Raw genomic sequence first — 12,917 nt, 5'->3', positions numbered from 1 at the left:
TCGAGCGGAACATGACGGCGGACGTCCTCACATGCTGTTACGCGGCCCTGTGAATTTTGATTCCCGGTTGCGTCCCCAGCTTGATTTGAGGCCATTCCCATGTTCGAACCAGTCATAGCGCCGAGCGGTACCCTGCTCGGGCTCCTCCAGCGGGGCCGCGGCGACGGCACCCTGCACGCCCTCGCGGCGCCCAGGCCGGAGGCCCTGGACGCCCTCAACGAGTGCGTGCTCCGCGATCCGCGCCAGGACTGGCAGGTCGAGAACCGCTCCCTGTACTACGCCCGCCTGTACCTGGACCTCGACGGCCCGCTCGGCGCCGTCGAGGCGCACCTCTTCAGCGCCGACGACCTCGTCGACGAGGAGGACCACCGGACGGGCCTCGCCCTGTCCGTGCTCGGCCACCTGGCCTCGTACGGACGTGACGACGCGCTCATGCTGCTGCGCCGGTACGCCGCCTGCGGAACGAACTGGGCCTGGGCCCTCGACGAGCTCGCCCTGCGCGACGACGACGAGGGACTGCGCGGCCTCGCCGCGCCCGTGCTCGCCCGCTTCCCCGCCACGGCGGAGGGCGAGGCGCGGCTGGCCGCCGCCGTCCGCGACGCGTACGAGCCCCGGCCCTGGAGCCTGTGGGAGGAGTCACCGCTGTACGGGGAGCGCCTGCGCGCCGCCCGGCAGCAGGGCTCCTTCGACCGCTGGCAGCGCCAGCTGACCCCGAACGGGCCCCGCCCCGGCTGGGGCGTCCAGGCCGTGTTCGACTGGGCCGCCGACGGGCTGCGCCGCGGCACCCCGCTGCACGTCCCCGCCGCCCGCTGCCTCGCCGCCGTGGCGCAGCCCGAGGACCGGCCCGCCGTCCTCGCGGCCGCCGCCGGAGCCTCCGGCGAGGCCGCCCGGGCCACCGCCCTGCACCACCTGGTGCTGGCCGAGCCGGACAACCCGGCCGTACTGGACCTCATCGAGGCCGCCGCCGACGAGCCGGCCGTGGCCGCCTACGAGCGCATGTGCGGTCCCGCCGCCGTCGAGCGGGCCCGGCGCTGGATCCACCGGCCCGACGCCCTCGGCGCGGCCGCCGGAGCCACCCTCGCCACCCGCGGCGGCCCCGAGGACGCCGGCCTGGTCCTGGGCGCCCTGCGCTCCACGGTCCGCGGCGCGGGCCCGGACAACCGGCGGCTGTTCGCCCTGGTCGACGGGGCGGGCCGGCTCGCCATCGGCTGCGCCGCCCCGGTGCTGCGCCACATCTACCGCGAGACGTCCTCGTCCCACCTGAGGGGCCGCACCGCGCGCGCCCTCGCCAGTACCGACCCCTGCTTCGCGGCGGGCTTCGCGGTCGAGTGCCTCTGGGACTGCGAGGAGACCACCCGCGAGGTGGCCGCCCACCACGCCGAAACGGCCGACGCGCGCGTGGCCCCGCGGCTGCGCCGGCTGGCGGCCGACCCCGCCGAGGAAGAGGACGTACAGTCCGCCGTGCGGAGCCGGATCACGCCGGAGTCCGCCGTGTAGCAGCCCGGGACCTTCCGGGCAGGGGCCCTGCGGGGGCGGGCCCCGGACGCACACCGACGAAGGGTCACACATGGGCCGTCAGGTACGCAGACACGCGCCACCCGTACTGGACGCGGCCCGCACCGCTCTGGGCTCCGTCGACCACGTGGACGCGGTGGCGGTGGACCTGCCGCCCGGCACCTCGGCGGTGGACTTCGCCCGGCTCGTCCTCGCGGGACGCCCGCGCTGGATCGGCCGGTTGACGGCCCTGCGCGACCGCCTGGCCGCGCCCTTCGGGCTCCACGTACAAGAACGCGGCCGCCCGCACCGGGAAGTCCGCCTCGAACCCGGCCTGAGGGTCGGGCCGATGCGCGTCCTGACGGTGGCCGACGACGAGGTCCTCTGCGGGGACGACGACGAGCACCTGGACTTCCGCGCGTCCTTCGCCGTGCGGCCCACGTCCGGTCCGACGGGCACCGAGGGCGTGCTCACGACGGCGGTCCGCTTCAACCGCCCCGCCGGCCGCCTGTACTTCCGGGCCATCGAGCCCTTCCACCACCTGATCGTGGCCCGCCTCGTCGCACACGCCGGCCGGCCGCGCTGACCCCCTGTCTCCTCCGGCCGCCCCCGACCGCGCCGGCGGGGCCCATCGCGGCCGGGAGGACGTCGGCCGTCCGGTCCGCCGCCCGGTGCGGGCCGGCCAGGCGGCGGGCGGCTCATCCCCGTACGGCGATGTGTTCCTCGTGGAACACCCCGAACCCCTCGGGCGTGGTGAGATCAGGCGGTCCGGTCCGGTCTCGTGTCCTGGGCTGCGCACCCGGTTCCTCCGCTGCGCGGGGGACCCGGTCGGCCCCCTCACCCCGTACGTGACCGACGCCCCCTCGAACGTTTCATCGGGACCGGACGAACCGCACCGGTACCCCCGGCCGGGCCTGGGCCGCCGCGTCGAGGGCCGGGCCCGGCGGGACCACGCCCACCACCGGGTAGCCGCCCGTCACCGGGTGGTCCGCCAGGAACACCACCGGCAGGCCGTCCGGCGGAACCTGGACCGCGCCCAGCACCATGCCCTCGCTCGGGAGCTCCCCGGGCCGGGCGCGGACCAGCGGCGGGCCCGCCTCCGTGCGCAGGCCGATGCGGTTGGACACCGCCGACACCCGGTAGCGCGTACGCCACAGCCCGGCGAGGGACGCGCCGGTGAACCAGTCCGCCCGGGGCCCCGGCCGCAGCGGGAGCACCAGTTCGGCGGGCGCCCCGGGCAGCGGGCAGACCTCCGCCCCCGCGGCCGGGGCCGGACGGGCCGGGCCCACCGGCAGCAGCGCCCCGGCCGACAGGACCGGCGGCCCCAGGCCCGACAGCAGGTCCGCCGAGCGGCTGCCGAGCACCGGCGGCACGGCCAGGCCGCCCCGCACCGCCACGTAGCCGCGCAGCCCCGACTCCGCCCGGCCGACCTCCAGCTCCGCCCCGGCGGGCACCCGGACCGGCGCGCCCCAGGCCACCGGGCGCCCGGAGACCCGTACCGGACAGGGCGCGCCCGTGACGGCCACCGTCACCGGCGCCAGGGCCCGCAGCCCGACCCCGTCGAGGGTGGTCTCCAGTACGGCCGCGCCCGGCGGATTGCCGACCAGCCGGTTGGCCGACGCGTACGCCGCCGTGTCCAGGGCCCCCGAACGGGGGACCCCCAGGTGGGCGTGGCCCGGGCGGCCGCCGTCCTGCACCGTGGTCAGGGCCCCCGGCCGCACCACCACCAGCTCAGCCACGGCCGGCCTCCTCGAACCGGACCCGCACCCCGGGCGCGAACAGCGCCGCCGGCTCCCGCTCCGGGTCCCACAGCACCGCGTCCGTGGTCCCCACCAGCTGCCAGCCGCCGGGGGAGGACCGAGGGTAGACCCCCGCGTACTCGCCCGCCAGCGCCAGCGAGCCCGCCGGGACGGCCGTACGGGGCGTGGCCCGGCGGGGCAGGCGCAGCCGCTCCGGGAGTCCCGTCAGGTAGCCGAAGCCGGGCGCGAACCCGCAGAACGCCACCCGGAACCCGATGCCCCCCACGATGCCCGGCACGTCCCCGGGGGCCACGCCCCACAGCCGGGCCACCTCCGCCAGGTCCGGCCCGTCGTAGCGCACGGGGACGGTCACCAGCGGCCCCCCGGCCTCCGCGAGCGGGGGCACGTCCCAGCGCTCGATGCGCGCCCCGAGCGCGGCCGGGTCCCGTACGCCGTCCAGCAGCACCGTCCGCGCCGCGGGCACGACGTCCCGTACGGCGCCCAGTTCGCCCGCGTCCCGCCGCCGCAGCAGCTCCGCGTGGAGCGCGGCCATCTCGGCGGCCGAATCCACCTCCACCAGCAGCGCCCCGGTGCCGACCACCAAGGTCCTCATGCGAAGGCCTCCACCGCGACCCCGGCCGCGGCCAGCGCGTCGCGGACCCGGCGGGCGAGTCCGGCCGCCCCCGGCGTGTCCCCGTGCAGGCACAGCGAGCGCGCGGCGACGGGGACCGCGGAGCCGTCGGCGGCCGCCACCACGCCCTCGGCGGCCATCCGCACCGCCCGCGCCACGACGGCGTCGGGGTCGTGCAGCACGGCGCCCGGCTCGGTGCGCGGCACCAGCGTTCCGGCCGCCGTGTACGCGCGGTCGGCGAAGGCCTCCGGCACCGCGGTCAGCCCGGCGTCGGCGGCGGCCGCGAGCAGCAGCGACCCGGGCAGTCCGAGCACCGGCAGTCCCGCCGCCGGGCCTCCGTGCCCGGCCCCCGGGCCGGTTCCGGCCGCCAGGCGGACGCCGGCGACGACCGCGGCGGCCTGGTCCGCGTCGTGGACGGTGCGGTTGTAGAGCGCACCGTGCGGTTTCACGTACGACACCGTGGAGCCGGCCGCGCGGGCGAACACCTCCAGGGCCCCGATCTGGTACGCCACCTCGTCCGCGAGTTCACCGGCCGGCACGTCCATGGAGCGCCGGCCGAAGCCGGCCAGATCGCGGTAGGAGACCTGGGCGCCGATCCGTACGCCGCGCTCAGCGGCCAGCTCGCAGACCCGGCGCATGATGGACGGATCCCCGGCGTGGAAGCCGCAGGCCACGTTGGCACTGGTGACGACCGACAGCAGCGCCTCGTCGTCGGTCAGCGTCCAGCGGCCGAAGCCCTCGCCGAGATCGGCGTTGAGGTCGATCGCCGCCGGAGGTGTGATCATGGAAGCCATGCGCTGAGCGTAGAACGCCGGGGGAAGACCCGCCCCGGCCGCGTGCCGGCCGCGTACCGACCAGGGTTCGTCCGCGGTCCGTCCACGGCTCCGGCCGCCGTTCGGGTCGGCGGGGACGATCCGGCCGAACCATGCCGTTTGGGTTGTTGTCAGGGTCAGCGCCTAGTCTTTGCGCGTGACTCTCCCCGCCCCGGCGAAGACCCTTCCGTCCCCGGCGCCGGGCCCTGCCGCCGACGAGGGCCTGGCCCGTCGGCTGCGCGCCCTCGCCTGCACCGCCCCGCTGCACGACCTCGACGTACGCAAGGCCAATCTGGCCGGCGAGTACGGGGTCTACGCGATGGCGGAGGTCGCGCTCGCCGCGATCGACCTGGTCACGCTGAACATGGACTTCGACACCGGAGCCGACCACGAGCAGATAGTGACCAGGCTGCTCCCGCGCGTCGCCGCCCAGGCCCCCGCCCGCCCGGCGGCCGAGCACGAGCGGGTCGTCCGCTGGGTGCTGGAGAACCTGATCAACGTCGGCAGCGTGGACCGCGGCTTCCGCGCGATCTACGGCACCTTCGGCCCCGACGGCGTCTACGTCCGCCGCGACTACGACTTCAAGCTGATCGAAGAGGTCCTCGGCCACGGCGGCGCGGTCTACCTGCGCACCACCGACGAGGCCGTCAACGTCCTGGTCGGCGCCCTCGACACGGACGTGACCAGCGCCCAGATCGCCGCCGAGGTCAAGCTGGAGGTGCTGATCAGCCGCGGCCGGCTGGCGGACGCCCAGCTCGCCGCCGAGCAGGCCCGCTACCGGACCGTCCAGTACGCCGAGACCCTGCGCCGGACCCTGGACGCCACCCGGCGCAACGTCCGGGCCGTGGACTGGCTCCAGGCCGTACCCGACATGATCGCGGAAGCCCTCGACCACGTCGCCGACCGGTACCGGCACGAGAACGCCATCCTCACGAACATCCGCAAGGCGCGCGACGAGGCCGAGGAGCCGGAGAACAAGCGCCGCGCCGCCGAGCTCGTCGACATCGTCAAGGACTGCATCCGCCGCCACACCCAGCTCCAGTCGCGGTTGCTGGACGCCGGCCCGCTGTTCCGTGCCGAACAGGACCGCCAGGCGTTCGCCGCGCCCGCGCCGCGCTCCGGCATCGACCTGTACGGCCAGCTCGTGGCCCCGCTGCTGCCCCTTCCGCTGGAGCAGGCCCGACGGGTCACCGACGCCTTCTTCGCGTCCGGCGCGGGCCTGCGCACCCCGGTCTCCGTCCGGGTCGGGGACCTGGTCGAGATCCTGCTCACCCCGCCCGTGGAGCGCGAGCACCTCGGCGTGGAGATGCCCGAGCCCGACCTCATCGCCACCCCGGACGACAGCCGCTTCAGCGAGGAGCAGCTCGCCGCCGCGATGCGGCTCCTCGACCTCCCGCACGACGCGCCCCGGCGTCTGTCCGGACTGCTCGCCGAAGCCCGCCGCAGCGACCCCGACCTGCCGTACCTGGTGGCCCTGCTGGCCGTCCACGCGGCGAGCCCGGCCGTCGGCACCGCCTACCGCCAGGGCGAGGAGCGGATGCTCTTCGCGGTGGACGACGGCACGGAGCTGGAGGACGCCGAGTTCGGCGGCGCCGACCTGATCGTCGGCACCGCCCTCCTCGACGCCGCCGGCATGGCCGCCGACCGCGCGGAGGCGGCGTGACACCCCCGGCATGGCCGCCGGCCGGGTCCGGGTGCGTGCCGGGGCGCTCCCCGCAAGGTGCCGACCACCGTTCCGCCCCCCCTTCCGACGGCCCGTCACGTTCGGCACGCGAGGAGGCGCCCCGGCGCGTGCCCGGACCCGGCACCCCCACCGCCGCACCCGCCGCCCCCGGCACCCGCCCCGGCTTCGCCGCCCACCGCACCCGTACCGCCCCTGGCGGCTCCGCCGCCCACCGCACCGCCGAGGAGACGTACCAGTGAGCGACCACCACGCCGAGCACCCCGCGTGGAGCGAGCCCGACGCGCCGTCGGCTCCCGTCGCGCCCGCCCACGCGCACGGCGTCACCCCCGCCGACGCGGCCGACGCCGCCCGGCTCGTCTCCTTCGGGCTGCAGCCCAAGCTGCTGCCCGCCCGTGACGCCGAGTACGCCGAACTGCTCCGCCGCTACCGCGAGGACCCCGGCTTCGGGCGCCTGGCCGACGCCGTCGCCACCGGCCTCGGCCTGGTGGTCCTGGAGGTGTCCCCGCGGGCCGGCATGGCCGTCGCCGCCGACGAGGACTCCGTCTTCGCCGTCCGCATGGGCGACTACGCGCGCCGCACCGCCGCCGACTCCGCCGACCGGTTCCTGCACGGGCTCGCCCACCTCGCCGTCGCCGCCCTCGCCTTCCCCCGCCCCGAGGACCTCGCCGACGACGGCTACATCGGCCGCGTCACCGTCAACGGCGTCGACGCCTTCGTCCGGCAGACCTGCCGCCGTCTGGAGGAGCGCGCCGGGGAACTCGGCGAGAACACCGACCCGGCCACCGACGCCCCCGGCCTGGAGGCCGCCTGGCGCGTCTACGCCCGCCGCAGCTCCACCGGCGCCACCAAGGACGCCCGCCGCCTCGCCGGCTCCACCACCGGCATCGTCGGCAAGGCCGCCGCCTTCCTCACCGAATCCGGCTTCCTCCAGCGCACCGGCGACGAGGCCGGAGGCACCTACCGCACCACCCCCCGCTACCAGCTCCAGGTCCGCGACATGGCGGGCAGCGCGGCCATGGCCGAGCTCCTGGAACTGGGCGTGGTCCCCGTCAGCGACGGCTCCGCCACCCTCCTGCCGCCGCCCGAGGGCGACGACCTGGAACTCGCCGCCGACGCGGGACTCCCCTTCCACGCCTGAGCCGCGCAGCCGCCCGAGCACCCCCCCGCCCTCCGTACGACCCACGAGAGACCACGAGAGTCCGCCGCCATGTACGAGCTGTCCCGGATCCGCCTCTACTCCATCGGGCCCGCCGGCGCGCGCTACGCCGACACCGTGCTCGACCTGCGCGGAGTCGGCGAGCCGGTGCCCCACCCGGCACCCGCCCAGGCGGAGTTCTTCGAGGAGGAGCCCACCGGCCCGCCGCGCCGCCCCGCGCCCGCCGGCGTGCTCTTCCTGGAGAACGGCGGCGGCAAGTCCGTCCTCCTGAAGCTGATCTTCTCGGTGATGCTGCCCGGCCACCGCAACACCCTCGGCGGCGCCAGCTCCGGCGTCCTGCGCAAGTTCCTCCTCGCCGACGACTGCGGGCACGTGGCCCTGGAGTGGCAGCACACCCTGACCGGCGAGTGCGTGGTCGTCGGCAAGGTCAGCGAGTGGCGCGGGCGCCAGGTCTCCAACGACCCCCGCAAGTTCGCCGAGGCCTGGTACTCCTTCCGCCCCGGCCCCGGCCTCAGCCTCGACAACCTCCCGGTCGCCGAGGCCACCTCCGTGCGCCCGCCCGTCGAAGGCGTCTCCGGAGCACAGGGCCGCCGGCGCACCATGAAGGGCTTCCGCGACGCCCTCACCGAGGCCGGCAAGGCCTACCCGCACCTCGAAGTCTGCTTCGAGGAGATCCACGACCGCTGGAACGAGCACCTCACCGACCTCGGCCTCGACCCCGAACTCTTCCGCTACCAGCGCGAGATGAACGCCGACGAGGGCGAGGCCGCCGGCCTCTTCGCGGTCAAGAAGGACTCCGACTTCACCGACCTGCTGCTGCGCGCCGTCACCGACACCCGCGACACGGACGGCCTCGCCGACCTCGTCCACGGTTTCGGCAACAAGCTGGGACGCCGCGCCGAGCTCATGGCCGAACGCGACTTCACCGCGGGCTCCGTGGACCTGCTCACCCGCATCGTCGAGGCCGCCGAGACCCGCTCCCGGCTGCGCGACGTCCACGCCGGCGCCGAACGCCGTACGCGCACCCTCGCCCGGCGGCTGTCCGCCCGCGCCGCCGAGGAGCGCGGCCGCGCCGCCGACCTCGCCCAGCGGGTCGCCGGCGCCGCCCACGAGGTCACCGCCGCCGAATCGGCCCGCGCCCGCAGCGCCGCCGTCTCCGCGGAACTCGCCTACCGGCACGCCTCGCTGGCGCTGACCGTCGCCGACAAGGCCGCCGCCGCCCAGCGCCGCGAACTCATCGAGGCCCGCACCCTGCACGCCGCCTGGCAGGCCGCCGAGAACGTCCTGCGCCACCGCGCGGCCGCCGACCGCTCCGCGCGCGTCGCGTCGGCGATCCTGGAGGCCGAGCGGGACGCGGCCCCCGCGCTCGCCGCCCGGGCCACCGCCGCCGGTGAACTCGTACGAGCCCTGCACACGGCCGCCGAGCACGGCGAGAGCCTCGCCAACGAGGAGGAGGAGCGCTCCGCCGAGCTCCAGGCCATCGGCGAGGCCGCCCACCGCGACGCCACCGCCGCCGCCACCGCCGCCCAGCGCGCCCGCAGCGAGGCCGAGCACCTGCGGGCCCGCCTCGGCGAGGTCCAGGAGGAGACCGCCGAGGCCGTACGCGCCGGCTGGCTCGACGACACCGCCCCCGACGCCGACCCGGCCCGCGCCGCCCTCGCCGCCACGGACGCCGAGAAGTCCGCCGTGGCCGCCTGGGACGAGGCCCGCGAGGCCGCCCGTAGCGCCTCCGAGGCCGCCCGCGACGCCGCCGCCGTCGAGTCCCGCGCCGAACTGACCGCTGCCCGGGCCGCCGACGCGGCCGACGCCGCCGAAAGCGCCTACGCCGCGGAGCACCGCGCGGCCGCCGCCCTCGCCGAAGCCCCCCGCCTGGCCGACCTCCTGGGCCTCCCCCCGGGCGCGGACCCGTCGGCCGGCGACCCGGCGGTGCCCGGCCCGCGCGACGCCCGGGAGCACCCCGGGACCACGGACGCCCCCTCCCGTACGGCGGCGGCCGACGGCCTCACCGCCGAGGACCTCGACCGCAACGCCGACGACCTGCGCGAACTGCTGACCGGAGCCGTCGCCGCCGCCGAACGCCAGCTGTTCGACCTGCGCACCGCCGCCGCCGACGACTCCCGCATCCTCGGCGCCCTCGGCGACGGCGGGCTGCTGCCCCCCGGCCCCGACGTCCTCGCCACCGTCGAATACCTCGGCGAACACGGCATCCCCGCCCTCCCCGGCTGGCGCTACCTCGCCCAGTCCGTGGACCCCACCGACCACGCCGCCGTCCTCGCCGCCCGCCCCGAGCTCGTCGACGGCGTCGTCATCACCGACCCCGACACGCACAGCCGCGCCCGCGAGGTCCTGTCCCAGGCGGCCCTGCTGCCCCGCTCCACCGTCGCCGTCGGCACGGCCGCCGCCCTGCTGGCCCCCGTGCCCCCGGCCGGCGACACCGACACGGCCGTCTTCCTCGTCCCGCCGAACCCGGCCATGCACGACGAACACGCCGCCGACGAGGAGCGCCGGGCGCTGCGCACCCGTGCCACCGCCCGCGACACCGAGATCCGCGAGCTCGCCGCCCGCCTCTCCGGGGACCGCGAGCTCGCCGCCCGACTGAACTCCTGGCGCACCGGCTGCCCGCCCGGCCGCCTCACCGAACTCGCCCGACAGGCGGAGGCCGCCCGGGCGTTCGCCGAGGAGGCCGACGCCGAGCTCGCGGAGGCCCGTACCGTACGCGCCGAGGCCGACGAGGCCGCCGCAGACGCCACCCGCGTACGGGACGAGCGCCAGGACACCGCCCAGCGCGCCCGCCGCGTCGCCGACGCCCTGGCCGGACTCGCGTACCGGCTGCGCGAACGCGTCGGCTGGCAGGCCAAGGTCCGCGAACTCACCGACGAGGCCGCCGAGTCCGAGGCACGCGCCGAAGCCTGCCTCGACCGCGCCCGCGCCGCCGACGAGGACCGCCGGGCCACCCAGCGCGCCGCCGACGACGCCCGCCGCACCGCCCGCGCACTGCGGGCCGAACGCGCCGAGATCGCCGGCGCCCCGGACCCCCTCCCTCAGGACGACGGCACGCCCAAGGCGCCGCTGCCCGACCTCCGCGAGGCCTACCGGGCCGCCTCCCAGCTCTACGAGAAGGTCGGCGTCGGCGCCGACCTGCGCGCCGAGCAGGCCCGCGCCGAGAGCGACGAGAGCGCCGCCCTCGCCGAACTCGACCGCCTCACCAACAAGGTCCGCACCCGCGCCGCCCAGCTCCTCGAAGGCACCGACGGCGCCGACGGCCCCTCCCGCCAGGCCGCCGCCGCCCGCGCCGAATCCCTCGTACAGATGCTGGAGACGCGCGCGTCCACCGCGAGCGAGCAGCTCGGCCGGCTGCGCGGCGAGGCCGAGCGGCACGCCCCGGCCGAGGGGGAGGCCCACACCGAACTGCCCGAGGACCTGATCCCCGTGGACGTCGAGCAGGCCCAGGCCCTGCTGCGCACGGCCACCGCCCAGCTCGCCGCCCACACCGGCGCCGTGGAAGGAGCCCGTTCCGCCCACGCGGACCTGCTGCGCTCCCAGCGCGCCGCCGAGGACGGCGCCGGGGGCTTCGACGAGACGGCCGCCCTGCTGCGCGACCTCCTGCGCGATCACACCCACCCGGACGACGACGCGGAACCCGCCCCCCACCGGGGCACCCTGGAGGAGGCCCGCCAGTCGGCGACCGAGGCCCGCCGCTCCCTGCGCGGCTGCGCGGCCGACCTCTCGGCGGCCGAGTCCGCCGTCCGGGAGGCGAGCGACATCCTGGTCCGCCACGCCAACGCCACCCGCTACGAACAGGTGCGCACCCCCGCGCGCCAGCAGATCCGCGAACTGCCCGCCTCCGCCCTGCCCGAACACGCGGCCTCCTGGGCCACCGCGTTCGCGCCCCGGCTGCGCGTCCTCACCGACGAGCTCGCCCAGCTGGAGCGCAACCGCGACAGCATCGTCGACCGGCTGCGCGGCCTGGTCGAGTCGGCCCTGGCCACCCTCCGCTCCGCCCAGCGGCTCTCCCAGCTCCCCGAGGGACTGGGGGAGTGGTCGGGCCAGGAGTTCCTGCGCATCCGCTTCGAGGAGCCCGACCAGGCCACCCTCACCGAACGGCTCGGCGAGGTCATCGACGAGGCCACCCGCGCGGCCGTGAAGAAGAACAGCACCGCCTCCTTCGGCGAGGGCCGCCGCGACGGCATGTCGCTGCTCCTGCGGGGCGTGCAGGCGGCCCTGGAGCCCAAGGGGATCTCCGTCGAGATCCTCAAGCCGGACGCGGTGCTGCGCGCCGAGCGGGTCCCGGTCGGCCAGATGGGCGACGTGTTCTCCGGCGGCCAGCTCCTGACCGCGGCGATCGCGCTGTACTGCACGATGGCCGCGCTGCGCAGCAACGACCGCGGCCGGGACAAGCACCGCCACGCGGGCACGCTGTTCCTCGACAACCCGATCGGGCGCGCGAACGCCACGTACCTGCTGGAGCTCCAGCGGGCCGTCTCGGACGCGCTCGGCGTCCAGCTGCTGTACACCACCGGCCTGTTCGACACCACGGCCCTCGCCGAGTTCCCGCTGGTCATCCGACTGCGCAACGACGCCGACCTCCGGGCGGGCCTGAAGTACATCAGCGTCGAGGAACACCTCCGGCCGGGCCTGCCGCAGCAGTCGCCGGACGGAGAGGCCATCCACGGCGAGATCACGGCCACGCGCATGTTCCGCCGCAGCTGAGCCCCGGGCCTCCCGCCGACGGACTCCGTCCGGCGGGGGCCGGGGCTCCCGGGACGGGTGCCTGCCCGAGCCGCCGGACACCCCAGCGGCTTAGCGGCGGCTGAACGCCGTCAGGGGGCCGTCCTCCCGGGTCACGCGACCCGGGCCCGGCTCGCGCGCGGCTGCCCGCTCGGCCCTGCGGGCCTCCCGGCGGCGGCGCCGCGCCGTGCTGCTCGGCTCCGACAGGACCCCGTACCGCTGGTTCCACATCTGCCGGGTGATCCACACGTCCAGTACGCCCCACGTGGCCACGATGGTCCCCGCGATCGCGCACAGCGCCAGCGGGAAGGCCAGCCAGGAGCCCGTCAGCGTGAGGAGGAACGTGACCGTCGCCTGGGTCAGCGTCACGGCCACGATCAGCACGGCCCGCACCGCCGACGTCCGCACCGGATCCGGCATCCGGGGCTTGCGGGCCGGCTCCTCCACCCACAGTCCGCGCGCCGGCACCTCCCTGCCGCCGCCCTCCCTGCCGCCGCCCACGGCCCCGTCCTCGTACCTGCTCATGGTCCGCTCACTCCCCACCGCGCGGTCCGCCCTGCCTGCTCCACCACGTCTACCCCCACGCGTCCGCTCGAACAGAAGACGTACGGCACGATCGAGAGATTCCCGCATCGCGGACACCCCACGACCCCGGTGATTGCGGAACGAACAA

At 76.7% G+C, this 12,917-nt stretch carries 10 protein-coding genes; 6 read left to right on the top strand and 4 right to left on the bottom strand.

What is annotated here, in order from left to right:
• Nucleotides 1–99 precede the first annotated feature (99 nt).
• Together ACFWW8_RS23350 and ACFWW8_RS23345 are read left to right on the top strand one after the other, a co-directional pair.
• Nucleotides 100–1,497, top strand: coding sequence for a HEAT repeat domain-containing protein (locus ACFWW8_RS23350; protein ID WP_386530893.1), 1,398 nt, complete (start codon nt 100–102; stop codon nt 1,495–1,497).
• 70 nt (nt 1,498–1,567) lie between these two features.
• Nucleotides 1,568–2,080, top strand: a complete 513-nt coding sequence (locus ACFWW8_RS23345) for a DUF2867 domain-containing protein (RefSeq protein ID WP_386530891.1) — start codon at nt 1,568–1,570, stop codon at nt 2,078–2,080.
• Nucleotides 2,081–2,366: 286 nt separating this feature from the next.
• Here the strand turns inward: ACFWW8_RS23345 and ACFWW8_RS23340 are convergent, their stop codons facing one another.
• The 3 genes from ACFWW8_RS23340 to ACFWW8_RS23330 are packed head-to-tail and all read right to left on the bottom strand — an operon-like array spanning nt 2,367 to nt 4,649.
• Nucleotides 2,367–3,233, bottom strand: a complete 867-nt coding sequence (locus ACFWW8_RS23340) for a biotin-dependent carboxyltransferase family protein (protein ID WP_386530890.1) — start codon at nt 3,231–3,233, stop codon at nt 2,367–2,369.
• Nucleotides 3,226–3,846 carry an allophanate hydrolase subunit 1 gene (locus ACFWW8_RS23335; RefSeq protein ID WP_386530888.1) on the bottom strand — a complete coding sequence of 207 codons (621 nt, stop codon included), beginning with the start codon at nt 3,844–3,846 and terminating at the stop codon, nt 3,226–3,228. Before ACFWW8_RS23335 ends, ACFWW8_RS23340 begins: the two co-directional genes overlap by 8 nt.
• A complete protein-coding gene (locus ACFWW8_RS23330; protein WP_386531026.1) occupies nt 3,843–4,649 on the bottom strand; it encodes a LamB/YcsF family protein in 807 nt (268 codons plus the stop codon). The genes ACFWW8_RS23335 and ACFWW8_RS23330 overlap by 4 nt, the downstream gene beginning before the upstream one ends.
• A gap of 184 nt (nt 4,650–4,833) precedes the next feature.
• Between ACFWW8_RS23330 and ACFWW8_RS23325 the strand changes: the two genes are divergently transcribed.
• From ACFWW8_RS23325 to ACFWW8_RS23310, 4 genes are all read left to right on the top strand, one after another.
• A complete protein-coding gene (locus ACFWW8_RS23325; protein ID WP_386530886.1) occupies nt 4,834–6,339 on the top strand; it encodes a hypothetical protein in 1,506 nt (501 codons plus the stop codon).
• A 128-nt stretch (nt 6,340–6,467) separates the two neighbouring features.
• The gene (locus tag ACFWW8_RS23320; RefSeq protein WP_386530884.1) at nt 6,468–6,599 is read left to right on the top strand and encodes a hypothetical protein; all 132 of its coding nucleotides are present in this window, start codon (nt 6,468–6,470) and stop codon (nt 6,597–6,599) included.
• Entirely contained in the window at nt 6,596–7,498 is a 903-nt protein-coding gene (locus tag ACFWW8_RS23315; RefSeq protein WP_386530882.1) for a hypothetical protein, read from the top strand. The genes ACFWW8_RS23320 and ACFWW8_RS23315 overlap by 4 nt, the downstream gene beginning before the upstream one ends.
• Nucleotides 7,499–7,567: 69 nt before the next feature.
• The gene (locus tag ACFWW8_RS23310) at nt 7,568–12,226 is read left to right on the top strand and encodes a hypothetical protein (protein WP_386530880.1); all 4,659 of its coding nucleotides are present in this window, start codon (nt 7,568–7,570) and stop codon (nt 12,224–12,226) included.
• A gap of 90 nt (nt 12,227–12,316) precedes the next feature.
• Here the strand turns inward: ACFWW8_RS23310 and ACFWW8_RS23305 are convergent, their stop codons facing one another.
• The gene (locus ACFWW8_RS23305) at nt 12,317–12,769 is read right to left on the bottom strand and encodes a hypothetical protein (RefSeq protein ID WP_386530878.1); all 453 of its coding nucleotides are present in this window, start codon (nt 12,767–12,769) and stop codon (nt 12,317–12,319) included.
• Nucleotides 12,770–12,917 lie beyond the last annotated feature (148 nt).

The organism is Streptomyces sp. NPDC058701 (assembly GCF_042715295.1).
In the GTDB taxonomy this organism is placed as follows: Bacteria; Actinomycetota; Actinomycetes; order Streptomycetales; family Streptomycetaceae; genus Streptomyces.
Note: the sequence above shows the minus strand (reverse complement) of the source record. Positions and strands in the feature narration are given on the sequence as shown.

What these genes read in the sequence shown, in the direction of transcription:
- ACFWW8_RS23350 (WP_386530893.1), top strand. Translation starts at nt 100, where the DNA reads ATGTTCGAACCAGTCATAGCGCCGAGCGGTACCCTGCTCGGGCTCCTC.
- ACFWW8_RS23345 (WP_386530891.1), top strand. Translation starts at nt 1,568, where the DNA reads ATGGGCCGTCAGGTACGCAGACACGCGCCACCCGTACTGGACGCGGCC.
- ACFWW8_RS23335 (WP_386530888.1), bottom strand. Translation starts at nt 3,846, where the DNA reads ATGAGGACCTTGGTGGTCGGCACCGGGGCGCTGCTGGTGGAGGTGGAT.
- ACFWW8_RS23330 (WP_386531026.1), bottom strand. Translation starts at nt 4,649, where the DNA reads ATGATCACACCTCCGGCGGCGATCGACCTCAACGCCGATCTCGGCGAG.
- ACFWW8_RS23310 (WP_386530880.1), top strand. Translation starts at nt 7,568, where the DNA reads ATGTACGAGCTGTCCCGGATCCGCCTCTACTCCATCGGGCCCGCCGGC.
- ACFWW8_RS23305 (WP_386530878.1), bottom strand. Translation starts at nt 12,769, where the DNA reads ATGAGCAGGTACGAGGACGGGGCCGTGGGCGGCGGCAGGGAGGGCGGC.